Raw genomic sequence first — 22,246 nt, 5'->3', positions numbered from 1 at the left:
ATCACCATAAATCCACTCATTAAATATGTTACAAAATGTCCATGTGGGGCGCGGAGTACGTTGGTTATGACCAGATCAGCCGAATATCTGAGAAATTAAGTTCAGATATCATGACCAGAAGAGGGCTAGTGGCATAAAGAAAACCATGGCCGCTGCCGGTGCGAGCAACAACGCACCGCCACCTCTTGAGCCTGCCGAGCATGATTTCAATGGGGTTTTGGCACTATGGTGTCATTTGTCGCGCATGATGGCCGGGCGCAAGAACTCCGCTCTGGAATGTAAGGCTTGACCTCCCCCACATGCAGAGCATCACGAAACCTGCCCGCGTTATAACCCCGATCAGCCATTGTGCTTTTGGGAGGCGGCTAGGGAGAGTTACGCCCCTCCCTACGTGTGTCATCACTGACCCACACCCAGTCACGAAGAAACTCTCTAAGAGCATCCGTTCCTGTCGGTCACGACACGGGCTGCATATTCATGCTGCTTGGGGTGCAACCGATCGGATCACCTCGGCCCCGTTTTTATTCACGGGCTCGACATCACACGATACGCAATTTCAGGCAGGTCGTATCGACCCTAAAGTTTCCTCGATAGGCAGGCCATCTATCATCCGTGCAAAACCACCCATAGCGTCCCAGTTGTTGTAAAGCGCCCTGTGCGGACCGTACGTTTCTGGGGTGTCTTTCCACTAAAAATCATTGCAAATGACGCAAATAATCCCGCTCAGCAGGCTCCCTCCACCGGAGAGACCAGTCTGATACAAACACAACATGAAGAGAGGGAAAGAGCCAAAATCTTTATCGCTTCTGTAACACACGACTGTATTACACAACGGAAAGCCAAAAATTTTGTGCTGTGAAATTAGCCACTTAAGTGGTGTGGCGGAGAGAGAGGGATTCGAACCCTCGGTACGCTATTAACGTACACACGCTTTCCAAGCGTGCGCCTTAAGCCGCTCGGCCATCTCTCCAGCGCGAGGACGGTAATAGCAAGATTATCGGAACAGGCAAGAGGGAAAAAGTCCTCCGGCTCTGTTTTTTCCTTAATTCCTGTCCGCCTGCCGTGCATTGCGCACAAATTGCGCAATCAAAGCAGGATCCTTAATGCCCGGAGCACTCTCCACCCCTGACGAAACATCCACATCAGGAGCACCTGTAATACGGATCGCTTCTGCCACGTTATCGACCCTGAGCCCTCCGGCGAGCATCCACGGGAATAAAGGCTTCCAGCCTACCAGCATGGACCAGTCCAGCTTCTGAGCGTTTCCACCGGGGCGGGTTGCCTCTTTGGGAGGACGCGGTTCTATGAGCATTTTCTGAACAGGGCAGGATGCTGGCAGGTCCGCAGCACCCGCAACCGGGAACGAAAGCCAGACAGGTACGCCGAATGCTTGCACCACCTGCTGCGCGCGTTCCTCTGACGCATAAATCTGCAGGATATCGAGGTCTGCATGCTCAAGTACCCGCGCAATATCCTCATCCCGTGGGTGCACAAACAGGCCAACAGTTTTGGCCTGCCCCACGCCACGGGTAGCAAGGCTTGCGGCCTGCTGCGGCGTTACACAACGTGGGGAGCGATCAAAAAAAACAAAGCCAATCCAGTCTGCCCCGTGTTCCACGCAGGCATCAAACCCCGCTTCCTCCGTAAGGCCGCAGATTTTAACACCTGTGTGTAAACGCCCGGGCATGTTCAGCTTTCCAGTTCCGCCATAATGGCAGCAGCAGCAGCAGCCGGCTGTGCAGCCTGCGTTATGGGGCGGCCAACCACAATCCAGTCTGCACCTGCATCCCGCGCCTGAGCGGGGGTCATGACCCGCTTCTGGTCACCTTTTGCTGCACCAGCGGGACGGATGCCGGGCGTCACAATAACCGGGGCACTTCCCAGATCATCACGCAGCACATCCAGCTCATGCGCGGAACAGACAAGGCCATCCATACCAGACTCAACAGCCAGCTTGGCCAAGCGGCGCACCTGTGCCCGCGCGCCATCCATAACCCCGGTTTCCGCCAGTCCCTGATCATCCAGACTGGTCAGAACCGTAACACCCAGTAGCAAAGGCCGCTGCCCTTGGGGAAAAGCCTCATCACAGGCCGTGCGGGCCGCTTCCATCATGGCGCGACCGCCAGAAGCGTGGAGGGTAAGCATACGCGGCCGCAGGTGAGACAGGGAGCGCACCGCTGCACCAACCGTATTGGGAATATCGTGCAGCTTCAGGTCCAGAAACAGTGGTGACCCACCGGCAACATCTGCCACAGCCTGAAAGCCGGCAGCGTAAGTAAACTCAAGCCCCAGTTTGATGATGCCGGACACGGGCGCTACATCCTGCACCCATTGGCGCGCCTGAGCAGGGTCCTGCGTATCCAGAGAAACAATAAGGCCGGTGCGCCGAGGTGTATTAGACATTGGAGTGCTCTTCGTTCCCTGCAGGGTTAAGCTGTGGTGTAACAACAGGCTGCACATCAGGGACAGGCACAACGGGAGGTGCACGGTTAGCCAGCATGGCCCGCACCTGTGCCAGTTGTGCCTCCAGATCCCGGACCTGCTGTTCGGCCTTGCGCGCCCTGCGCCCCTGCCGGAACTCGACCACCCACAGGCAGAACGCTCCAAGCAGAAAAGCCAGAGCTCCCACACTCAGTGCAAGCACACCCAGCGAGCACTTCCAGCTATATGTGAGCATCCACATATCCAGCGGGTCCTGATTACTGGCACTGAACACAACAAGTGCAAGCAGGAACGGTACAACAATTATGAGCCTGATCATGATGATGTGGTAGCCCTATCCTACGCAAAGAACAAGAATGGCAGACAAACCAGCCGCAAGGCAGCCTGTACCACCCTACCACGGTCTTTTACCCGCGTGTTGGCATAAACACATATCCCGCCCGGCCGAACACTCTCCCCCTTTACGCACGCGCCTTTCTGCGTTTCTCTGCCAGAGGTTCAGGCAAAGACAGCAACAATGACGGATAAGGAAGACACAGCCATGCTGGTTCTGACGCAGGGTGACCCGGCCAGTATTGCGCCCGAAATTACCGCCGCGGTCTGGCAGGCCCTCCGCCAGAGCGGGCCTGCTTTTGTATATGTGGGCGATCCCTCCCTGCTGGAGCGGCGCGTGCCGGTACAGACCATTCGTTACCTGTCTGACGGCGCAGATGTATTTGGCCACGCCCTGCCGGTGCTGCCCCTGCATCTGGCAACGCCCCCCGCACCAGGGGAGCCGGACCGCCGCAATGCCGCCAGTGTTCTTGAGAGCATTCGCCTTGCCACGGAACTCACCCTGAGCGGGGAGGCCTCGGCCATGATCACCAACCCGATCAGCAAGGAAGTTGTGCAAGGATCAGGCTTCCGGCACCCCGGGCATACGAGCTATCTGGCAGAACTCTGCCAGACACCGGGGGATGAGGTCATGCTTCTGGCTGGCCCTTCGCTCAAGGTCGTGCCCATTACCGTGCATGTGGCACTGCGGGATGCCATTGCCCAGCTTTCCACCGAACTGATCATCCGCACAGCCCGCACGGTTGCTGCCGGTCTGCAACGTGACTTTGGCCTACGCCACCCCAGACTGGCCTTTGCAGGCCTGAACCCCCATGCAGGCGAACATGGGCTAATGGGGCATGAAGAGCAGGAGATTATTCTCCCCGCCATAAATACCCTGCGCAATGAAGGGCTGCACGTAAGCGGCCCCCTACCGCCGGATACCATGTTCACCCCCCATGCCCGCGCGCAATACGATGTTGCCCTGTGCATGTACCATGATCAGGGACTGATCCCGCTCAAGACACTGGATATGGCCGAAGGCGTAAACGTAACCCTTGGCCTGCCCATTATCCGCACATCGCCAGACCACGGGACGGCATTTGACATAGCAGGCCAGAACAAGGCAGACCCACGCAGCTTGGCAGCGGCCATAAAGCTGGCCGCAACACTGGCCGCGAACAGAAGGAAAAATGCATGAGACCGGCCATCAGGCTTGGCGTCAACATTGACCATGTTGCCACCGTCCGTAATGCCCGTGGGGGCCAGCACCCCGACCCCGTAGCCGCTGCCCTGCTGGCCGTGCAGTCCGGAGCAGATGGCATAACAGCCCACCTGCGCGAAGACCGCCGCCATATCCGTGATACAGACCTTGAGCGCCTGCGCACCGAGGTAGACGCCCCCCTGAACATGGAAATGGCCGCAACGCAGGAAATGCTGGGCATTGCCCAGAACCTGCGCCCCCATGCCTGCTGCCTTGTGCCCGAACGCCGCGAGGAGCTGACAACCGAAGGCGGGCTGGACGTCGCTGGCCAGTCCTCGGTGCTGACACCCAAGGTCCATGCACTCAAGGGCTGGGGGATCCGGGTGTCCCTGTTCATAGACCCCGACCCCGCACAGATTGCCGCGGCAGCCGCCACAGGCGCGCAGGTTGTGGAACTGCATACCGGCGCTTATGCAGAGGGTCGGGCGGGAGAACTTGAACGCCTGCAACACGCCGCCGCACAGGCAGCCAGCCTTGGGTTGGAAGTGCATGCAGGCCACGGCCTGACTTACGAGAATGTCGGCCCTGTTGCCGCCCTTACCCCTGTGCGGGAACTGAATATCGGCCACTTCCTGATCGGTCAGGCCATTTTTGACGGGTTGCCAACGGTTATCCAGACCATGCGCGCCCATATAGACAAAGCAGCAGGACACTAAATGGAAGAGCAGGACTACAAGACGCCAAAAGCGCTCATGGCTGCGGTTGTGGGCATGGGGGTGCTGATTATTGTCGGTGTGGTTGTTCTGGTAGGCGTGGTCATCCACCGCATGAACGCCCCCCACCAGCCTGCCCCTGCCAGTGCCATCCCGCTAACGGACGCCCGCAACGCCCACCTCGCCCTTGGGCCGGACGAGCACATGCTGACCATAACCCGCGTGCATGATGACCTGCTGGCCATCCAGATTGCAAGCAAGGAGCACGAGCGGATCATGCTGTGGAATGTAGCTACCGGGCAGGTTCAGCCCGGGCTGGAAACCACACAGCCCTGATGCGCTAATGCCTGCGCCCCCTCCCCCGTTTACGCCGGATGGCAGCCTGAACGCACTGGGCCTGATGAGCGGCACATCGCTCGACGGGGTGGATGCCGCCCTCATCCGCACGGATGGCCTATCCGTTACCGCCCATGGCCCATCGCTGACGTTGCCCTACCCCGTGCATATCCGCCAGAATCTGCGCGATCTGCTTGATAGTGCACCGACCCTTACCCCCGATAGTGCCGCACTCAAGGAAGCAGAACATGCCTTAACGCTGGTGCATGTACAGGCCGCGCAACGCCTACGCGCGCTTGCCCCGGACTGGACGGTGGATGTTGTGGGCTTTCATGGCCAGACCATTCTGCACCAGCCCGGCCGCACATGGCAGATCGGGGATGCCGCCTGCCTCTCTGCCCAGACTGACCTGCCCGTGGTCCATGATTTTAGAAGCGCTGATGTTGCCGCAGGGGGAGAAGGGGCTCCTCTGGTCCCGCTTTACCACGCGGCCCTGCTCCGTAACCGGCCTTATCCCGTTGCAGCGCTCAACATCGGTGGCGTTGCCAACCTGACCCTTGTCACCCATGACGGGCACATTCTTGCGTGTGATACCGGGCCGGGGAACGCCCTGCTGGATGACTGGGCCTACCAGCACACCGGCATACCGTGCGACACCAATGGCCAACTGGCGCTCCAGGGTACCGCCAACCTTGCTCTGGTGGACCGCCTCCTCGCGCATCCCTTTTTCCATAAACCTGCCCCCAAATCGCTTGACCGTATGAGCTTCCATTCCGCTCTGGCGCAAGTCGGGGCACTGGGTGCGGCGGATGGGGCAGCAACGCTTACCGCCTTTACTGCACAGAGCATTGCCCGCACCCTGCTGCCAGAACAGCCACGGGAATGGTTTGTCTGCGGGGGAGGCAGGCACAACCCGGCCCTTATGGCAGCACTGGCCCAAGCCCTGCCCGGCACCCTGCACCCGGCAGAACAGCTTGGCTGGAACGGAGATGCACTGGAAGCTGAATGTTTTGGCTTTCTGGCGGTGCGCAGCCTTGCGGGGTTGCCTCTTTCCCTCCCCACCACAACGGGTGTACCGTCGCCCCAGACAGGTGGGCGGCTGACCTGCATGAGCATTACGCCGTGGGGGCGTCGGCTCTGGCCGGATGCACACACGACCAGCCCTCCCCCATCCCATTCAGACTGACAGGAAAGACCTTCTTGATGAAACGTTTTTTCGCGCTTTGCATTCTTTTGCCCAGCCTGGGTTCCGTGGCCGTGCACCACACTGCCGCAGCCCAGACCATGCTGGATAACAGCGCCCAAAAAGCATCACCTTTTGTCAAGGAAACGCTCAAATCGCTGACAACGCGTTTTCCCAGCGCACACCCCAAGTTCCGCAAGCTGAGCGTACATACCAACAGCGACAAGAAACAGGTTGTCTGCGGGCAGGTCAGCCTGAGCGAAAACAAGGCTCCGGCTGAAGACAGTTTTCTGTCCTTTGGTGCATCGGAGGATTCGGAACAGCCGGTTGTGTACGAGGCCCGGCCCATTCCCAGCACACTGGACTCGCGCGAGGCCAACCAGTGGATCAACCATGGTGCTGATCTGGAAGAACTGGAGGAGCTTGGCTGTGTGCCAGAAGGCAGCTACCGCCAGTACGGCGACAGCCTGAACAAGGTGTTGCAGGAACACAAGATCAACACCACACGCTAACCGCTTCTGCCCCTGCTTATGACGTTCGCGTTATAACAGGGGCATACCTGATGCGCAAAAAACACAATTCTGATTATACTCGCCTGAAATCGCTTCAGGCGTAATTGACATAAGCCGATTTCCATCGGCATGGTCAGCCGGTTGCGAACAAAAATAACAAAATAATCCGGTCTCACGAAATGAAATATCTTAATTACCTCCTTCTGCTACCCTTTTTGGGTTTGCTCTGGACGCCGCTGTATGATCGGCACGACCCGGTCCTGCTCGGGTTTCCCTTCTTTTACTGGTACCAGTTCGCCTGGGTTCCGGTGACATCCGTCCTGATCTGGGTGGTCTGGAAAAAGGGTAACCGCGCATGAGCACGATCAATCCGTGGGCGCTTGGCGTCTTTATCCTTTTCTTTGCCGCAACCATTGTGATCGGGTCTTCCATCCAGTGGATACGCGGGCTGTTCAGCAAAAAAAACACGGCCACCTCGCATGAGGAATGGTCGCTGGGCGGGCGTGGGTTTGGCCCCTGGGTTACGTGGTTTCTGGTCGGTGGGGATTTTTACACGGCCTATACCGTTATTGCCGTGCCGGCACTGGTTTACGCCGCAGGCGCTTACGGTTTTTTTGCGCTGCCCTACACCATTATCGTGTACCCGTTCATTTTTATCGTTATGCCCAAACTGTGGAAAATCGCGCGTGAAGGCGGGCATGCCACGGCGGCCGATATTGTGCGTGCCCGCTTTGACAGCCGCGCGCTGGAAGTTGTGGTTGCACTGACCGGGCTTGTTGCCGTCATGCCCTATATTGCCCTGCAGCTTATTGGGATCCGCACCGTTATTCAGGCACTCGGGCTGCCGGGGGACCTGCCCCTGATTATCGCCTTCCTGTCCTTGGCGGCTTATACGTGGCTGGGTGGGCTGCATGCCCCGGCCCTGACCGCGTTTATCAAGGACATCATGATCTATATTGCCGTGCTTGTGGCAGTTACGGTCATTCCGCTGCACACCGGCGGGTATGGAGCACTTTTTACCTCGGTTGAACATGCGCAGAACATGCTCAAACCCGGTCAGGGCCTGCCTTATGCAACGCTTGCCCTTTCCTCCGCACTGGCAGCCTTTTTGTACCCACACACGCTTACGGGTATTCTGGCATCCCGCTCGGCCGACACCATCCGCCAGAACGCGGTCTTCCTGCCCATTTACACCATTGTGTTGGGCCTGATTGCCATGCTGGGCTTTATGGCGCATGCCGCTGGGATTATCACAACCAATAACTCCATGGTTGTGCCCATGCTGTTCCAGAAAGTGTTTCCTGCATGGTTTGCGGGCTTCTGCCTAGCCGCCATTGCTGTTGGCGCACTTGTACCCGCAGCCGTTATGGCTATTGGGGCTGCCAACCTTGTCACCAGCAACCTGCTCCCTACACAGAAAAACCCTGTGCGTACCAGCCGCCTGACTTCGCTTGTGGTCAAGCTGGGCGCTCTGGTGTGCGTGCTGTTTTTGAATGCACAGTTCGCCATTGACTTCCAGCTCCTTGGCGGCGTGTTCATTCTGCAGACCTTTCCCGCACTTATTCTGGGTCTGCTCAAAATACGCTTTTCCGCCACGGCCATGCTGGCAGGCTGGCTGATTGGCACCGTGTTTGGGGTCAGCCTGTGCTGGATGGATGGGCTTAAGCCTATTCACCCGGTTAACTTTGGCCTGTTCTCGGGCAATGTTTCCACGGGTCTGCTGGCCCTTGGGGTCAATGTGATTGTTGTTGTTGTGGTTTCGGCTCTCTATCCAGCCAAAAAGACAGCCATCGTGGCAGAACACGACAATGTGGAAGAACCGGCCTAAACACCGGTCCACACGCTACACAGCAAAAAGGGATGCGCCCGGCAAGGCGCATCCCTTTTTTGTGGCTATACAACTGGCGCGGCCTTACAGGCTTAGCAGAATAGCCGGAGCGGCTTTTCCCCCACCGGGCTGAAAAGTCCTGACCTGCTCACGCACGACGTCATACAAATCTATGCCGCACCGGCGGGCAGGTTCGGCCATCTGCTCATAAATCTCTTCCAGCAGATAGGTTTTCTGGGCATCACCGCTCAAAAGCAGGGGGGACCGCCGGTTACTCTGGCACAGGTTTAAAAAGGAGCGTAACGCGGCCTCGCCCTGCGGTTCCAGCCCGGCAACCGTGCTTGCAAAAAAGTCCACTTCGGCGTTCAACCCCACAAACACCCCCCGAAAAACCGAGCGTGGCACCTGGTAGCTGATCAGGGCAGGAATACCACCAATAAGCATAATATCCTGTGCGGAAGGGGGCATGGGGGCTGTCTGGCTCCTTGCAAGCGGGGGCAGTGTTTGGCAATGCTGATAGCATTCTTCTGTCCTGTGCCAAAGAGTGTGCGGGGTCGCAAACGGTTTTCATCAGGAGCCGCCATGACACACCCCCAGCCCCCCGCCAGACAACTGGACCTCCTGCTGCCAGACAACCGCCCCGCGCGCGAGGTGCTGGAACCCGGTGCCCTGCTGCTGCGCCAGTTTGCCACATCCTCCGCCACCATTTATTTACAGGCTTTGCAGGCGGTGGCCGAACAGGCACCTTTCCGCCACATGCACACCCCCGGTGGGGGCACCATGTCCGCCGCCATGACCAGTTGCGGAGCACTGGGCTGGGTCAGCTCCGCGCAGGGCTACGCTTACACGCCTGTTGACCCGCTAAGCCAGCAGCCATGGCCTGCCATGCCTGCCAGCCTTTTTGCCCTTGCACGCAACGCCGCGCAAACAGCCGGGTACCCCGGTTTTACCCCCAATGCCTGCCTACTCAACTGTTATCAGGATGGTGCCCATATGGGGCTGCATCAGGACAGGGATGAAGGAGATATGACGCAGCCTGTTGTTTCACTCTCGCTCGGGCGAACCGGTCTTTTTATGTGGGGTGGACAAAACCGGCGTGACAGGGTGCGCACCTTTGCGCTGGACCATGGGGATGTACTGGTCTGGGGCGGACCCGCACGCCTGCACTACCACGGCATTAAAGGGCTTGCCCCTGCCCCACACCCGGTAACGGGGCTGACCCGCTATAACATCACCTTCCGCCATGTTGCGGCCCCTTCCTGATCCTTTATTCTGGCCCGGAGCTACCCAACATGCCCTTGCGCACTCTGCTGACCCGCCGCAAAGCCCTGTATGCTGGGCTGGCACAGGCCACTTGCCTTGCGGGCCTATGCCCCCCGGCTTATGCCCAGCAAACTCAGCCTGCCCCGTTTGCCCCGGTGGAAGAGATTTTCCGCAAGGCCATACAGAATGGCAAAATGCCCGGAGCCGTTGCCGCCATAGGCCATGAAGGCCGCATGGTATGGCGCGGTGTTTTTGGCCAGCGCAGCCTGCTCCCCCCAGCAGAAGCCATGACATGGGATACCATTTTTGACATGGCCTCCCTGACCAAGGTTCTGATAACAGCACCTTCCATCATGCAGTTGTATGAGCGGGGCCTTATCGCGCTGGATACACCGGCCTGCCATTACCTTCCCGCATTCGCGGCTAATGGCAAGCAGGACATTACCATCCGCCAGCTTCTCACACATTATTCCGGCCTTGCGCCAGATCTGGACCTGAGCTTTGCATGGCAGGGCAAGCAGACAGGGGTGCGGATGCTCATGAACAGTGCCCCCCAAACCACGCCGGGCGAACAGTTTGTTTACAGTGACCTTAATTTTATAACGCTAGGCCTGATTGTGGAGCGCCTATCCGGCCAGCCCCTTGCCGCGTATGCCATGGAGCATATTCTCAAACCCCTTGGTTTACACAATTCTTTTTTTCTTCCTGCATCATCATACCAGAACACTATCGCACCCACACAGTATGATGAAAACGGGCATATGCTACGCGGGGTTGTGCACGACCCAACAACCCGGCGTATGGGCGGGGTGGCAGGGCACGCGGGGTTATTTTCCTGCGCGCAGGATACAGTCGCTTATGCACAGGCCCTGTTGAACAAACTGGCCGGCCTGCCCTCGGCTTTTCCTCTGCGGGCAGAAACCCTGTACCTTATGTCCACCCCCCAGCAGCCCGCAGGCAAAACCGACCTGCGCGGGTTGGGGTGGGATATAGCAACCCACTACTCCACAGCCCGTGGGGCTTACTTTCCTTCCTCCTCTTTTGGCCATACCGGTTTTACCGGCACGTCCCTCTGGCTGGTGCCCAATACCCGTAGCTTTGTGATGATTCTGACAAACCGCGTACACCCGCAAGGGCAAGGCAATGTGGTGGCCCTGCGCAGGGATGTGGCAACTGCCGCGGCACTGGCTTTGCGCGCGTTCGGGCCTTAAAAACCCGGTTTATCGCCATTTATCATGGCATACAGAGCTGGTGTGTTATTCCTGCATCACTTCATGGTTATATTCGTTCATATATAGGTTTATGTGTGACCGTATATAGACAAACCCCTGACTCACCCGGCAAAACAGGCATCAATTTTATACCCCTCCTGACCCCGGATGAGCCTGATCCATGCACGCACGTTTCCATACATTTTTCGCCACCGGAACATTTAGCGCGTTGTTGCTAACTACGTCCACGCTGGCCGCAGAGCCTGTGGCACCAGAGCAACAAGACGCTACCGGCAAGCAGACTTCCATCAAGGCATCCACCTCCACCACCCCAAAAACCGCAGCACCCAAAACAGCCAAAACCATGGCCCCCATTGCCGGGATTCTGGATGGCTCGAACGGTGAAACCGTAAACGTGCATGGCCATCACGCAGCAGACGGCACCAGCGCCAAATACATGAACAAGATTGTCTATCTTGGCCCGCTGGGAAACCGGGATACACTGGATACGCCTTACTCCGTTATGGGGGTGCCGCATGACGTTGTGGTTAACCAGCAGATCCGCAACATTAATGACATGGCGCAGTATCTGCCCTCTGTTCAGCTTGAAATTCGCGGGGACCCCAATACCTCCCGCCCGCAGTCGCGCGGGTTTGAAGCCGATGTATGGTCCAACTCCCGTCTGGATGGGTTGAACGTGGTTTCCACCACCCCTTATGCAGGGGAATGGGTGGATAACCTGCAGGTTCTCAATGGCCTGTCTGGTGCAATGTATGGCCCCCAGAACCCTGCCGGCATGTTTGAATACACGCTCAAACGCCCCACAGACCGACGGACCGAACGCCTGTCCGTTGGTGTGGATTCCATCGGCACACCTACGGTTAACGGTGATATTTCAGGCCGGGTTGGCAAAAATGGCTGGTTTGGTTACCGGCTGAACATGCTGCACGCCAATGGCACGGCCTACACACAGGGCAGCTGGATCCGGCGTGAGATGGTCAGTGCTGATTTTGACATCCATCTGGATGAAAAAACGGTCATTGAGCTTGATGCCAGCCATTACACGTTTGTGGAACGCGGGACCGCCCCGGGCTTTGCCGTGCAGGAAACGCCTACAAAAGCGATTCCGTCCTATGTCAGCTCCCTCCCCACGGCTCCGGACCTGAGCAAGCCCTATCTGGGGCAGGACTGGAGCGGCTACAATATGGAAACCAATACGTTTCTGGCCAAGATCAAGCATGAGATCAACAAAGACTGGAGCTTTACACTCGGCGGATTGTACCAAGACGCCGCACGCCAGTCTTTTGCCTCAAACGATACACTTATCAATAACACCGGGGGTTACACCCAGACGGTCACGGCTGCTGCAACAGCTAATGATTTCCGTACTGGCAGTAACATGGCCTATTTTAACGGGCGTGTTTACACCGGCCCCGTCAAGCATGATCTGGTGATTGGTACAAATGGCTACATGTCAGGGACCTATAACCCGACCACCCCTGGCACCGCGGTCAGCACGGTAACAGCCGCCGACCACGCCAGCATCTACAACCCCATCAAGGTCAACGGCAAACAGCCTTACTACCATGGGCGCTGGGAATCAGGGCGCATTACCACACAGTCTTTTATTATTGGGGATACCCTGACCTTTAACAAACACTGGTCAATTCTGGGCACACTGGGCTGGAGCTGGATAGACCAGAGAGGCCCCAAGAGCAAAGTCGTGCCCAGTCCTTTGGAAAAATCCGTTCAGGCCAGTGCTGCTTTTAGCCCGACGGTTAGCCTGCTCTATAAACCCACCGATAACCAGACCCTGTACTTCACGTATGCCCGCTCGGTCGAACCGGGTGCGGTGGCCAATGCCTCCAACTCCAACGCGTATCAGACACAGCCTTTGATCCGCCCGGAAGAATATGAAGTCGGCTATAAACTCCGTTACGGGAAAATGCAGTTTAACGTTGCAGGTTTCCGCATGACATCAAAATACGCGGCAAGCTACTGCCCCAACGGTTCAACCTGCACCAACCCCGTGAGCGGAGCGCAGCTGCCGCTGGAATATGGTTATGTTGGAACACAGCGTAACTACGGTGTGGAAGCCCAGATTTCTGGCGAAGTATTGCCCAACCTGTCCGTTCTGGCTGGTGTCACCTGGCTGGATGCCGAGCTTATTAACAGCAAGGAAAGCAAATATAATAATAAGGAAATTATTGGGGCAGCTCCGCTACAGGCCAACATGCTGCTGGACTACCGACTGCCTGCCTCGCTTGGTTCCTTTGCTTCTGGCTGGGCGTTCAATGCCAATGTGCATTACATGGGCAACCGTGCAGCAAACCTGACAAATACGCTCCATACAGGATCCTACACCACGCTGGATCTGGGCACGCGTTATGCCTTTAACGTCGTCAAGTTCCCATGGGTTGTACGCTTTGGGGTAAGCAACGCGACAAATGAGCGCTATTGGGCATCGGTTTTTGCTGGCTCCCCCGGTGCCGTGTCCAATACACCTGAGACACTCTATGCTGGCCTGCCCCGCATCTACCACTTCACTCTTTCCATGGAGTTCTAAGCGGTTCAGGGTTGGGTAGGTTGTCCCCTACTCAACCCCGTTTGCAGGCAGCCTGTTTATGTGCGAACCCTGCAACGCATACACAACGGTAAGAACGTTTACCTTTGGCAGGCCAGATTACCTAAAAACGATTATCCTTCCAGACTAACCGTTTTTGCCTGCCGTTCCATCCACTTCTGGGCGGAAACTTTGCGGGACGCATCTAGCATCCGGTAAAGGGAAACCATATCCCGCTCATCGGGCGAGACGATCAGATCAATATCTTCCTGCACGTAGCCTGTCAGAAACACTTCTGGTTCCACGTGCAACAATGCTGCCAGTTTGGGAATATGCTTGCGCGCACTTCCCTCACGCCCTGTTTCCCAGAATGCTATGGCGGGGCGGGAGACACCGAGTGCATCGGCAACCTGCTGCTGTGTAAGGCCGGCAGTTTTGCGAAGAATTTTGATTCTCTGACCAAGTTCAACACCCGGCGAGATAACATTGTCCCGTTGAGCCATCTTAATTCCTCCATTTTACCACGCCGTGGCAGAATGCTTTTGCCGGAAAAATTCGCACCATATTTAAAAATGCACAGAGTGCGCGCTGCTCTGCCTCAAATCATATCCATGAGAAAAGCAGGTAACCAATAAAGTGGTGCATACCTGTTATAGTCATAACACAGGATCAATCATGTGCAACAAATTACGGGCCGTTAATTTTTCAAAGCTCTATTTTGTGGTCACATTCCTGTGTGAGCGAGATTTATATTGGCGCTCAAAACAATAAAATAAGTGTTATTTTTTGCTTTATTCAGTGATGTGTGCAGGAAGAATAAAATACGGCACACAGGTTTGCAGCCTTGGAGCGGCCACAGCACCTGCATGACTTATGCTTTAAAAATAACATCTTCGCTGTCTGCTCCACATAGCTCGACCCCTGCAGTGACTCGGCTGAATCCCTACTGCACTGCCCCCATATGCGAGCGTTAGGTAGTGCTGCCCTTTTACTCTGCCCGCCCCGGGTTTGTATGACGCAAGGAGTGTGCAAGAAAATTACCCACGCCCTGCAAGACCATAACCAGAGCGATTAGAACAGCCACCACCCCGAACATGACCGTGGTGTTGAAGCGCTGATACCCATAGCGGATTGCCAGATCACCCAACCCACCTGCACCTATGGCCCCTGCCATGGCAGATGCGCCCACAAGCGTTACCAGCGTAACCGTAAAGCCCGAGATCAACCCCGGCAGACTTTCTGGCAACAGCACATAGCGTACCACCATCCACCGAGTGCCCCCCATGGCCCGTACGGCATCGACCAGCCCGGTATCCACCTCCCGCAAAGATACTTCGGCAATACGGGCAAAATAAGGAATGGCCGCTATGGACAAAGGTACAATAGCAGCCGTTGTACCCAACGCGGTGCCAACCACCATGCGCGTGAAGGGAATAAGCAGCACAAGCAAAATAATAAACGGTACAGCCCGCACCGCATCCACGACCCCACCCACCAAGCGGGATAACAGCGGGAGAGGATACAGCCCCGAAGGGGAGGTAAGAACAAGCAGCACAGCCAGCGGCAGGCCGCCAGCAACCGCCAGCGCTCCGGAGGCCAGAACCATTTCCAGTGTCTCAGCCGTAGCGCGCCAGAGCAGATCAAGAATGAGCCGGGACATATCCAATTACCTCGGCTGCACAGGCATGCGCCTGAAGAGCGTTCATGGTTGCGACGGAAAGACCATCTGTTTGCACCACCACATCCACCAGTTCCTCCCTTTCCGGGTTGGGGAGGGTGTGCAGCAGGGCAAAACTGGCCTGACACTGTTGTTCCAGCGTGTGGAGCAAAGGGGTAAACACTGCCTGTGTGGCCACGGTCAGGCGCACAATGGCGTGGCTGCCATCTTGCGGGGTCTGGCTGAGATTGGGCGGCAGAACAGCGGCCAGCTGGTTGGCATCCAGAATATCGGCCGGTTTGCCACGGCTCACAATGCGCCCTTTTTCCAGCACAAGCACTTGCTGCGCCAGACTGCGCACGACATCCATCTCATGCGTGATAAAAACAACGGTCAGGCCCAGCACACGGTTAATATCGGCCAGAAGCGCCAGAATTGTCTGGGTTGTCTCCGGGTCCAGCGCCGAGGTTGCTTCATCACACAGCAACAGGGCCGGGTGGGCAGCCAGTGCCCGTGCAATGCCAATACGCTGCTTTTGCCCGCCAGAAAGCATAGCCGGATATTTGCCCGCGTGGTCCGCCAGACCAACAAGGTCCAGCAGTTCCATCACACGTTTGTTGCGCTCGGCCTTGGGCATACCGGCAATTTGCAACGGCAGGGCCACATTGGCCGCAATGGTGCGCGAGTTGAGCAGGTTGAAGTGCTGAAAAACCAGCCCGATCCTGCGTCGTAGCAGAACAAGCTTTGCCTCAGGCAGGATAGCCATATCCTCCCCTTCCAGCAGTATTCTGCCAGACTGGGGGCGGTCCAGACCGCTCAGGCACCGTAAAAGCGTGGATTTACCTGCCCCTGAGCGGCCAATAATACCCAGCCGCTGCCCCTTGGGCACCGTAAACGAAATATCGTGCAGGGCAGGCTGGCCGCCAAAGGAGCGGTTAAGGCGTTCGACTTCTAAAAGGTTCATGGCCAAGATGGCAGCACAGCGCCATGAAACGCCTTGTCCAGAGCCTGCCGCACATTGGGCTGCTGATAGGCGTGCACCAGTTTGGCAACCCACGGAGCAGATTTATCGGCTTCGTTCACGGCTATAATGCAGATATACGGGTTATTATCGGCTGTTTCCTGCGCAATGCGTGTTTTTTCAATATCCACGCCAACCTTTTTGGCCCAGTCCGTATTGATTATCGCGCCATCCAGATCGGTCAGGGCACGCCCCACCACACCAGCATCAAGCTCGCGGATACTGATGTTATGGGGGTTTTCCGTAATATCGAGCGCTGTTGGGGTATTCCCTGCATCCGCCGCGAGTTTGATCAACCCCAGTTTTTGCAGCAGAAGCAGGGCGCGCCCTTCGTTTGTCGGGTCATTAGGTACGCCAATCACAGCCTTGTCTGGCAGGTCGGCAACAGATTTCCAGCGTGTTGAGTAAAGCCCGATCGGTGCCACGTAAGTATGCCCGACCGACACAATGCCATACCCCTTGGCCTTGTTCTGGGCATCCAGAAAAGGAGTATGCTGGAAGGCGTTGGCATCCAGCTCATGCTCTGCCAGCGCCTCGTTCGGAGCATTGTAATCTGAAAAAGTAACCAGCTTGAGTTCCAGCCCATCCCGGGCGGCGTTGGCCGCTACCACGGGCCACACGTCCTCATCTTCCCCTGCCATAATGCCTACGCGCAGAACCTGTGGCGCGGCATATGCGGTCTGGCCCGCCAGAGCACATGCCAACGCCATGCCCCCAGCCAGTACAGCCCGACGGGAAAGAAGGAAAGAAACCATCGCTGACAAACCCCGCTATAAGGAATGGGAAGAGACAACACAATAAATCACTATCAGTTCTGCTTGAATAAAATATAGCACCCGATTGTCAAGTTTATTTGTAGTGTCCCGCCCCCATGACCCGCAAAGGTAATACGGTTTTTACCCGGAAGCACTCCGCACAGACCTTTGCAAGCCCGTTACCCGATATAAGCCAGCCCTTCTGGCAAAAGCTTGCCGGGGTTGAGAATATTCCGTGGGTCCAGAGCAACTTTTAATGTTCGCATCACCTCAAGGGATTGCGCGCCATGTTCTCGTTCCAAAAACTCCAGCTTGCCAACCCCTACGCCGTGCTCTCCACTGCATGAGCCATCAAGTGCCAGTGCGCGCGCAACAATTTTGCGGTCAAGCTCCAGAGCCTTTGCACTCCCTTCAGGCGTGTCTTCCGTCATGATCAGTGTATGAAAATTACCATCCCCAACATGGCCAAGAATGGCAACCTGTAACCCGGATGCCTCAATATCGGCCTTAACCCCCACAATAAGGAGAGCGAGTTGAGAAATAGGCACGATGCAATCCGTGCTGATCACCCTAAAGCCCGGATAAAGTGCCTTAACGGCCCAGAAAGCGTTATGCCGCGCCTTCCACAACCGGGCCCGTTCATCCGGTGTGTCTGCCCAGGCAAAGCCAAGGCCGTTATTGTCCCCGGCCAGAGCTTCGGTCACGTCCACCTGTTCCCGCACGGAAGCGGGGGCACCGGCAAATTCAAAAAACAGGGTAGTAATCGGCCGCAGTTCATCCAGCCCGGAATAGCGGATGCTGGCCGCCATCTGCACATCGTCCATCAGTTCCACGCGCGCAATCGGCACCCCGGCCTGAATCACTTCCACCGCCGTGCGGACCGCATCTTCCAGATTTTCGAACTGGCAGATCGCAGCCGAAAGCTGCTCGGGAATACCGTGCAGGCGCAACTGGACTTCCGTAATAATGCCCAAAGTCCCTTCTGACCCGATGAACAGGGAGGTCAGGTCATACCCGGTGGAGGATTTTCTTACCCGTCCACCAGTTTTTATGACCTCTCCATTTGCCATAACCACTGTCAGGCCAAGCACGTTTTCTTTCATTGTGCCGTAATGCACTGCTGCGGTGCCCGAAGCACGGGTTGCACACATGCCCCCTAACGTGGCCTCACCACCCGGGTCCACGGGGAAGAACAGCCCCGTATCACGCAAACGGATATTGAGCTCCTGCCGGGTCAAGCCTGCCTGCACGCGGCAGTCCATATCCTCCGCATTCACCTGCAGAACCCCGGTCATTCTGGACAGGTCGAGGCTCACGGCATGTTCAGGCGGCGTAACATGCCCTTCCACCGATGTACCAGCCCCAAAGGCCACAACAGGCACATAGGCCCCGTGGCATATGCCCAGAACGGTCGAGACATCTTCCGTTGTTTCGGCAAACACAACCGCTGCGGGCAGGCGCGCCAGTTCCAGCGCTTCGCCATGGCTGTGCGCTTCACACACAGACTGGTTGGTGGAGACCTTGTCCCCCAGATAATCCTTCAATTGCGCCAAAACAGCAGAAACACGCGCCGCTGCATGGGGAATAAAAGAAACGTTAGGCATTTTTTCTTCCCCAGTCTTTACTGAAAAAATCTACTTAGTCCGGCTATAAATATCATCAAAACGCACAATGTCATCCTCACCCAGATACGAACCGGACTGAACCTCGATCAGGGTAACAGGCATGCGGCCGGGATTTTCAAGCCTGTGCAGACTGCCCAGTGGCAGATAGATGCTCTCGTTCTCCCGCACAATCACCTGCTCCACACCACGCGTGACAAGGGCTGTGCCTTCCACAACCACCCAGTGTTCAGCCCGATGATAATGTTTTTGTAACGAGAGCTTCTGCCCCGGCTGGACGACAATTTTTTTGACCTGAAAACGATGCCCTGCTGTCAAAGCTTCATAATGCCCCCAGGGCCGATAGGTCAGGCGATGCGTGTCCGCTTCGGGCATATTGTTTTTTTTCAGGTTTTGCACAAGGGTTTTAACATCCTGCGCCCGGTCCTTACTGGCAACCAGCACCGCATCCTGCGTTGCCACAACCACCAGATTATCCACGCCCAGAACTGCTGCAAGCAAACCATCGGTACGCACGTAAGACTGGCCTACATCTTCTAGCAGCACGTTGCCATGTGTCACATTGCCCTGGGCATCCTTGTGCCCCAATTCCCACAAGGCGTCCCAACTCCCCACATCCGACCAGCCGAAACTGCCGGGCACAACGGCTGCCTTATCCGTGCGTTCCGCCACGGCATAATCAACCGAAATATCGGGAGAGCGGGAAAAACTGTCCGGGTCCAGTCTTTCAAAATCCATATCTGTCTTACGTTTTTGCACGGCCTCTTCAACACAGGCATACAGGTTCGGTTCGTAACGCTGCATCTCGGCCAGAAAAGTCGCGGCACGGACAACAAACATGCCCGAATTCCACAAATACCCCCCCTGCGCCAGAAAAGCGGCTGCCTTGCCCTTGTCCGGTTTTTCCACAAACTGGGTGACGGAATAAACTTCGGGCATGCCCGCAAGAGCGGCACCTTGCTCAATATACCCGTAGCCTGTTTCCGGCCGGGTTGCGGCCATGCCAAAGGTGACCACATAGCCTGCTTTGGCTGCCGCCACGGCATGCTCAAGAGCAACATGCAGTTTGTGTACATCCTGAATAGCAGCATCCGCAGCCATGACCCACAACACGGCATCGGGGTTGTGTTCGGCCACAACAAATGCGGCGGCGGCAATGGCCGGGGCCGAATTACGGCCAACGGGCTCGAGAATAATCCGGGCATCGTGGATACCCACACCGCGAAGCTGCTCGGCAATAACAAAGCGGTGCTCGGCATTACAGACAACAACCGGAGCCGCCACCCCTTTGGCCTGCCCCCGCAAAGCCGTATCCTGCAAAAGTGTAAAGTCGGTTAACAAGGACCAGAACTGCTTGGGAAAACTCCCGCGCGAGACGGGCCACAACCTGCTCCCAGCCCCACCAGACAGAATAACCGGCACAATATCGGGCATGCCCTCCTGCTCCGGGCTACCACCGGTTTCGTCTTTGTCACCAACCATGCTCGTACCCCCAAGCCTTACGGCGCGCTATAGCCCTCCTTCTTTCCGTAATACAGGCATACGACCATGACAATCATTCCTGATCCTCCCTTAGTGGGAGGGCAAAAATACCTCTCCCACAAATTGGAAAATAACTTTTATTTTCTTATAAACTCTATTTTATTTATATAAAATTTTATCTGAGAAATTCTGTAAACTAACTTTTTTATTTCAATATAACCAAATAACTGAATTGAAATATCATACAAACCCATTACCACTGACGCAGCGGGAGCAAAAAAAGACAATAACTCAAACAAGTTCCAAGCATCCGCACTCGGACATTCCCCTTGCCGAGATCGAGGATTTTTTTATACTCAAAAATCTTATATTTTATTATTTACCAACAAAGGATGTTTGGTGAGATGATTAGGGACAACATGCCATCACCTAATGCTGCATCACCTTTAGGCACCAGACCATACCTCAAGTCAGTCTTACGAAATGTCATTGTGAATGCGCAGGTTGGTTTGCACCCATGGGAACTCTACCCGGAAAGACCGACACGACTTTGCGTTAATGTTGAAATGTTTGCATGGTTGCACGGCGCAAAAGCCCACGACAAAGACCTTTACATTGATTACGATCCGGTCCGCAATGCCATCATCACATGGCCAGAGCGGCCACATACCCCCCTGCTGGAAACCCTTGCCAGAGAACTGGTTGAGGTTTGTTTTGCTAACCCATTCGTGGATGCGATCCGTATCTCCATCACCAAACTTGATATCTTTAACGAAGCAGACGGAGCTGGTATTGAGATTTGTGGTGAACGCTCTGAGCTACTGCCCGCAGGTAATGTAAACAGGAAAAACTATGACCAGTCGCGATCAGAATAACAATGCCCGGGTTGCTCTTGTAACAGGGGGAGCAAAGCGCATCGGAGCTGTTCTTTCGCAGGATCTTGCCCGGAACGGCTGGAAAGTTGCCATTCAGTATAATCACTCCGAACAGGAAGCTCTTGAACTTGTAAACTCTCTGACCTCCATGGGTTACGAGTGCTTTGCTGTTCATGCCGATTTTAATAATCGCGAAGATGTTCAAAAACTTATTCCGGCAGTTGTCGAGCGTTATGGTGCCATAGACGTTCTTGTGAACAATGCTTCCAATTTTGAATACGATAATATTGATTCACTGACTTACGATTCATTTGACAAGCATATGGAACCCAACCTCACAGCCCCCCTTTTCCTATCAAGGGATTTTGCGCGTGCACCGGGGAATATTGATGACCGCTGCATCGTAAATATTCTGGATCACAAGGTTAAAAGCCTGAATCCCGATTTTCTTTCCTACACAATCAGCAAAGCAGCACTGCTGTGCGTGACACAGGTCCTGTCCATGGCCTTCAAATCCAAAATCCGGGTCAACGCCATTGCCCCCGGCCTGACCTTGAGAAGCGGCAAGCAGACAGACGAGGGCTTTGAACGTGCCTGGCGTGCCACCCCACTCGGTCGCAGTTCCACCCCGGAAGAAATTTCTGCATGTCTGAGTTTAATTCTGTCGGCGGCATCCATGGTTGGGCAGGTCATCTACCTTGATGGGGGAGAAAGCCTTATCAACCGTGTAAGAGACGTGGCTTTTGATACAACGGTCGTTTGAGTAATAATTTTTACAAATTTCAGTCTTACAAAACATGAAGTGGGGCGCATAAGTGGAACTGCTGTAATCAGTTAAGACACTTAGCGTTCCCTTCCGGAATATAATACCAATTCTTTGCAGCAATAGAATACCTTGGAAAGGTCCATTCAATCAGGGGAAAATACGAAATAAATATTCCCACAACCTATACCATTGATGCCCCGCACGATAGCGATCGTTATTATAGGCACTTATGGCCGCATAGAAATATTAACAACTGCACAGGAAAATAATTTCATTTTTACAAGAACGAGGAAATAGCAATTAAATACTCGACTGACACTTATAGAATAGTGTTCAAATATTGATTATAGTGAGTAATCTAGTTTTCTTCTCACCAGTATTTTGCTTTTATTTTAAGGAAAAATGCATCTGATTTTTACTAGAAAAATCAATGCTTCAAAAACCTATGGTATCCCGTACGGGATTCGAACCCGTGTTGCCGCCGTGAAAGGGCAGTGTCCT

General features: G+C 55.5%; 22 protein-coding genes and 1 tRNA gene. 12 read left to right on the top strand and 11 right to left on the bottom strand.

What is annotated here, in order from left to right:
• Positions 1–879: 879 nt before the first annotated feature.
• The 4 genes from HK20_RS03615 to HK20_RS03600 all read right to left on the bottom strand — a co-directional run bounded on the left by HK20_RS03615 (position 880) and on the right by HK20_RS03600 (position 2,761).
• A tRNA-Ser gene (locus HK20_RS03615) sits at positions 880–970 on the bottom strand.
• Positions 971–1,042: 72 nt separating this feature from the next.
• The gene (locus tag HK20_RS03610) at positions 1,043–1,687 is read right to left on the bottom strand and encodes a phosphoribosylanthranilate isomerase (RefSeq protein ID WP_086645733.1); all 645 of its coding nucleotides are present in this window, start codon (positions 1,685–1,687) and stop codon (positions 1,043–1,045) included.
• 2 nt (positions 1,688–1,689) lie between these two features.
• Entirely contained in the window at positions 1,690–2,403 is a 714-nt protein-coding gene (gene pyrF / locus HK20_RS03605; protein WP_086645732.1) for an orotidine-5'-phosphate decarboxylase, read from the bottom strand.
• Positions 2,396–2,761: a lipopolysaccharide assembly protein LapA domain-containing protein gene (locus HK20_RS03600; RefSeq protein ID WP_086645731.1), complete on the bottom strand. Its 366-nt coding sequence runs from the start codon at positions 2,759–2,761 to the stop codon at positions 2,396–2,398. The genes pyrF and HK20_RS03600 overlap by 8 nt, the downstream gene beginning before the upstream one ends.
• Before the next feature lie 222 nt (positions 2,762–2,983).
• Between HK20_RS03600 and pdxA the strand changes: the two genes are divergently transcribed.
• The 7 genes from pdxA (at position 2,984) to HK20_RS03565 (ending at position 8,530) form a co-directional block, all read left to right on the top strand.
• Positions 2,984–3,955 carry a 4-hydroxythreonine-4-phosphate dehydrogenase PdxA gene (gene pdxA, locus HK20_RS03595; RefSeq protein ID WP_086645735.1) on the top strand — a complete coding sequence of 324 codons (972 nt, stop codon included), beginning with the start codon at positions 2,984–2,986 and terminating at the stop codon, positions 3,953–3,955.
• Entirely contained in the window at positions 3,952–4,674 is a 723-nt protein-coding gene (locus HK20_RS03590; RefSeq protein ID WP_086645730.1) for a pyridoxine 5'-phosphate synthase, read from the top strand. The genes pdxA and HK20_RS03590 overlap by 4 nt, the downstream gene beginning before the upstream one ends.
• Positions 4,675–5,007 (top strand): hypothetical protein, encoded by a 333-nt coding sequence (locus HK20_RS03585; protein ID WP_086645729.1) that lies wholly within the window; start codon positions 4,675–4,677, stop codon positions 5,005–5,007. It begins immediately after the preceding gene.
• Positions 5,008–5,014: 7 nt separating this feature from the next.
• On the top strand, positions 5,015–6,193 hold the full coding sequence (locus HK20_RS03580; protein ID WP_086645728.1) for an anhydro-N-acetylmuramic acid kinase: 1,179 nt from the start codon (positions 5,015–5,017) through the stop codon (positions 6,191–6,193).
• Between the two features lie 17 nt (positions 6,194–6,210).
• Positions 6,211–6,702 (top strand): hypothetical protein, encoded by a 492-nt coding sequence (locus HK20_RS03575; RefSeq protein ID WP_086645727.1) that lies wholly within the window; start codon positions 6,211–6,213, stop codon positions 6,700–6,702.
• A gap of 179 nt (positions 6,703–6,881) precedes the next feature.
• Positions 6,882–7,061, top strand: a complete 180-nt coding sequence (locus HK20_RS03570) for a DUF3311 domain-containing protein (protein WP_086645726.1) — start codon at positions 6,882–6,884, stop codon at positions 7,059–7,061.
• Complete coding sequence (locus tag HK20_RS03565) at positions 7,058–8,530, top strand: sodium:solute symporter (protein ID WP_086645725.1); 1,473 nt, start codon at positions 7,058–7,060, stop codon at positions 8,528–8,530. The genes HK20_RS03570 and HK20_RS03565 overlap by 4 nt, the downstream gene beginning before the upstream one ends.
• A gap of 84 nt (positions 8,531–8,614) precedes the next feature.
• On the opposite strand, the gene HK20_RS03560 is transcribed toward HK20_RS03565, so the two are convergent.
• Complete coding sequence (locus HK20_RS03560; protein ID WP_086645724.1) at positions 8,615–8,998, bottom strand: hypothetical protein; 384 nt, start codon at positions 8,996–8,998, stop codon at positions 8,615–8,617.
• Between the two features lie 114 nt (positions 8,999–9,112).
• Between HK20_RS03560 and alkB the strand changes: the two genes are divergently transcribed.
• The 3 genes from alkB to HK20_RS03545 all read left to right on the top strand — a co-directional run bounded on the left by alkB (position 9,113) and on the right by HK20_RS03545 (position 13,570).
• The gene (gene alkB / locus HK20_RS03555) at positions 9,113–9,793 is read left to right on the top strand and encodes a DNA oxidative demethylase AlkB (RefSeq protein WP_198943875.1); all 681 of its coding nucleotides are present in this window, start codon (positions 9,113–9,115) and stop codon (positions 9,791–9,793) included.
• Positions 9,794–9,822: 29 nt separating this feature from the next.
• The gene (locus HK20_RS03550) at positions 9,823–11,004 is read left to right on the top strand and encodes a serine hydrolase (RefSeq protein ID WP_086645723.1); all 1,182 of its coding nucleotides are present in this window, start codon (positions 9,823–9,825) and stop codon (positions 11,002–11,004) included.
• Between the two features lie 181 nt (positions 11,005–11,185).
• Positions 11,186–13,570 (top strand): TonB-dependent siderophore receptor, encoded by a 2,385-nt coding sequence (locus tag HK20_RS03545; protein ID WP_086645722.1) that lies wholly within the window; start codon positions 11,186–11,188, stop codon positions 13,568–13,570.
• Between the two features lie 131 nt (positions 13,571–13,701).
• Here HK20_RS03545 and HK20_RS03540 read toward each other — a convergent pair whose 3' ends face one another.
• The 6 genes from HK20_RS03540 to HK20_RS03515 all read right to left on the bottom strand — a co-directional run bounded on the left by HK20_RS03540 (position 13,702) and on the right by HK20_RS03515 (position 20,104).
• Entirely contained in the window at positions 13,702–14,070 is a 369-nt protein-coding gene (locus HK20_RS03540) for a helix-turn-helix domain-containing protein (protein ID WP_086645721.1), read from the bottom strand.
• 485 nt (positions 14,071–14,555) lie between these two features.
• Positions 14,556–15,227, bottom strand: a complete 672-nt coding sequence (locus HK20_RS03535) for a methionine ABC transporter permease (protein WP_086645720.1) — start codon at positions 15,225–15,227, stop codon at positions 14,556–14,558.
• Positions 15,208–16,188, bottom strand: coding sequence for a methionine ABC transporter ATP-binding protein (locus HK20_RS03530; RefSeq protein WP_086645719.1), 981 nt, complete (start codon positions 16,186–16,188; stop codon positions 15,208–15,210). Before HK20_RS03530 ends, HK20_RS03535 begins: the two co-directional genes overlap by 20 nt.
• Positions 16,185–17,000, bottom strand: coding sequence for a MetQ/NlpA family ABC transporter substrate-binding protein (locus HK20_RS03525; protein ID WP_086645718.1), 816 nt, complete (start codon positions 16,998–17,000; stop codon positions 16,185–16,187). Before HK20_RS03525 ends, HK20_RS03530 begins: the two co-directional genes overlap by 4 nt.
• A 179-nt stretch (positions 17,001–17,179) precedes the next feature.
• On the bottom strand, positions 17,180–18,604 hold the full coding sequence (locus HK20_RS03520; RefSeq protein WP_086645717.1) for an FAD-binding oxidoreductase: 1,425 nt from the start codon (positions 18,602–18,604) through the stop codon (positions 17,180–17,182).
• 30 nt (positions 18,605–18,634) lie between these two features.
• Positions 18,635–20,104 carry a mannose-1-phosphate guanylyltransferase/mannose-6-phosphate isomerase gene (locus HK20_RS03515; protein ID WP_086645716.1) on the bottom strand — a complete coding sequence of 490 codons (1,470 nt, stop codon included), beginning with the start codon at positions 20,102–20,104 and terminating at the stop codon, positions 18,635–18,637.
• Positions 20,105–20,508: 404 nt separating this feature from the next.
• Here HK20_RS03515 and HK20_RS03510 point away from each other — a divergent pair, with 404 nt between their 5' ends.
• A complete protein-coding gene (locus HK20_RS03510; RefSeq protein WP_158093025.1) occupies positions 20,509–20,979 on the top strand; it encodes a dihydroneopterin aldolase in 471 nt (156 codons plus the stop codon).
• Positions 20,957–21,742: an SDR family oxidoreductase gene (locus HK20_RS03505; RefSeq protein ID WP_086645714.1), complete on the top strand. Its 786-nt coding sequence runs from the start codon at positions 20,957–20,959 to the stop codon at positions 21,740–21,742. Before HK20_RS03510 ends, HK20_RS03505 begins: the two co-directional genes overlap by 23 nt.
• Positions 21,743–22,246 lie beyond the last annotated feature (504 nt).

The organism is Acetobacter sp. DsW_54, assembly GCF_002153575.1.
GTDB classification, from domain to species: Bacteria; Pseudomonadota; Alphaproteobacteria; order Acetobacterales; family Acetobacteraceae; genus Acetobacter; species Acetobacter fabarum.
This window is presented reverse-complemented; position numbering and strand designations above follow the sequence as displayed.

Bases quoted from the DNA above. Each gene is read 5' to 3' on its own strand.
- HK20_RS03610 (WP_086645733.1), bottom strand. From the start codon at position 1,687: ATGCCCGGGCGTTTACACACAGGTGTTAAAATCTGCGGCCTTACGGAG.
- pyrF (WP_086645732.1), bottom strand. From the start codon at position 2,403: ATGTCTAATACACCTCGGCGCACCGGCCTTATTGTTTCTCTGGATACG.
- HK20_RS03600 (WP_086645731.1), bottom strand. From the start codon at position 2,761: ATGATCAGGCTCATAATTGTTGTACCGTTCCTGCTTGCACTTGTTGTG.
- pdxA (WP_086645735.1), top strand. From the start codon at position 2,984: ATGCTGGTTCTGACGCAGGGTGACCCGGCCAGTATTGCGCCCGAAATT.
- HK20_RS03590 (WP_086645730.1), top strand. From the start codon at position 3,952: ATGAGACCGGCCATCAGGCTTGGCGTCAACATTGACCATGTTGCCACC.
- HK20_RS03585 (WP_086645729.1), top strand. From the start codon at position 4,675: ATGGAAGAGCAGGACTACAAGACGCCAAAAGCGCTCATGGCTGCGGTT.
- HK20_RS03580 (WP_086645728.1), top strand. From the start codon at position 5,015: ATGCCTGCGCCCCCTCCCCCGTTTACGCCGGATGGCAGCCTGAACGCA.
- HK20_RS03575 (WP_086645727.1), top strand. From the start codon at position 6,211: ATGAAACGTTTTTTCGCGCTTTGCATTCTTTTGCCCAGCCTGGGTTCC.
- HK20_RS03570 (WP_086645726.1), top strand. From the start codon at position 6,882: ATGAAATATCTTAATTACCTCCTTCTGCTACCCTTTTTGGGTTTGCTC.
- HK20_RS03565 (WP_086645725.1), top strand. From the start codon at position 7,058: ATGAGCACGATCAATCCGTGGGCGCTTGGCGTCTTTATCCTTTTCTTT.
- HK20_RS03560 (WP_086645724.1), bottom strand. From the start codon at position 8,998: ATGCCCCCTTCCGCACAGGATATTATGCTTATTGGTGGTATTCCTGCC.
- alkB (WP_198943875.1), top strand. From the start codon at position 9,113: ATGACACACCCCCAGCCCCCCGCCAGACAACTGGACCTCCTGCTGCCA.
- HK20_RS03550 (WP_086645723.1), top strand. From the start codon at position 9,823: ATGCCCTTGCGCACTCTGCTGACCCGCCGCAAAGCCCTGTATGCTGGG.
- HK20_RS03545 (WP_086645722.1), top strand. From the start codon at position 11,186: ATGCACGCACGTTTCCATACATTTTTCGCCACCGGAACATTTAGCGCG.
- HK20_RS03540 (WP_086645721.1), bottom strand. From the start codon at position 14,070: ATGGCTCAACGGGACAATGTTATCTCGCCGGGTGTTGAACTTGGTCAG.
- HK20_RS03535 (WP_086645720.1), bottom strand. From the start codon at position 15,227: ATGTCCCGGCTCATTCTTGATCTGCTCTGGCGCGCTACGGCTGAGACA.
- HK20_RS03530 (WP_086645719.1), bottom strand. From the start codon at position 16,188: ATGAACCTTTTAGAAGTCGAACGCCTTAACCGCTCCTTTGGCGGCCAG.
- HK20_RS03525 (WP_086645718.1), bottom strand. From the start codon at position 17,000: ATGGTTTCTTTCCTTCTTTCCCGTCGGGCTGTACTGGCTGGGGGCATG.
- HK20_RS03520 (WP_086645717.1), bottom strand. From the start codon at position 18,604: ATGCCTAACGTTTCTTTTATTCCCCATGCAGCGGCGCGTGTTTCTGCT.
- HK20_RS03515 (WP_086645716.1), bottom strand. From the start codon at position 20,104: ATGGTTGGTGACAAAGACGAAACCGGTGGTAGCCCGGAGCAGGAGGGC.
- HK20_RS03510 (WP_158093025.1), top strand. From the start codon at position 20,509: ATGATTAGGGACAACATGCCATCACCTAATGCTGCATCACCTTTAGGC.
- HK20_RS03505 (WP_086645714.1), top strand. From the start codon at position 20,957: ATGACCAGTCGCGATCAGAATAACAATGCCCGGGTTGCTCTTGTAACA.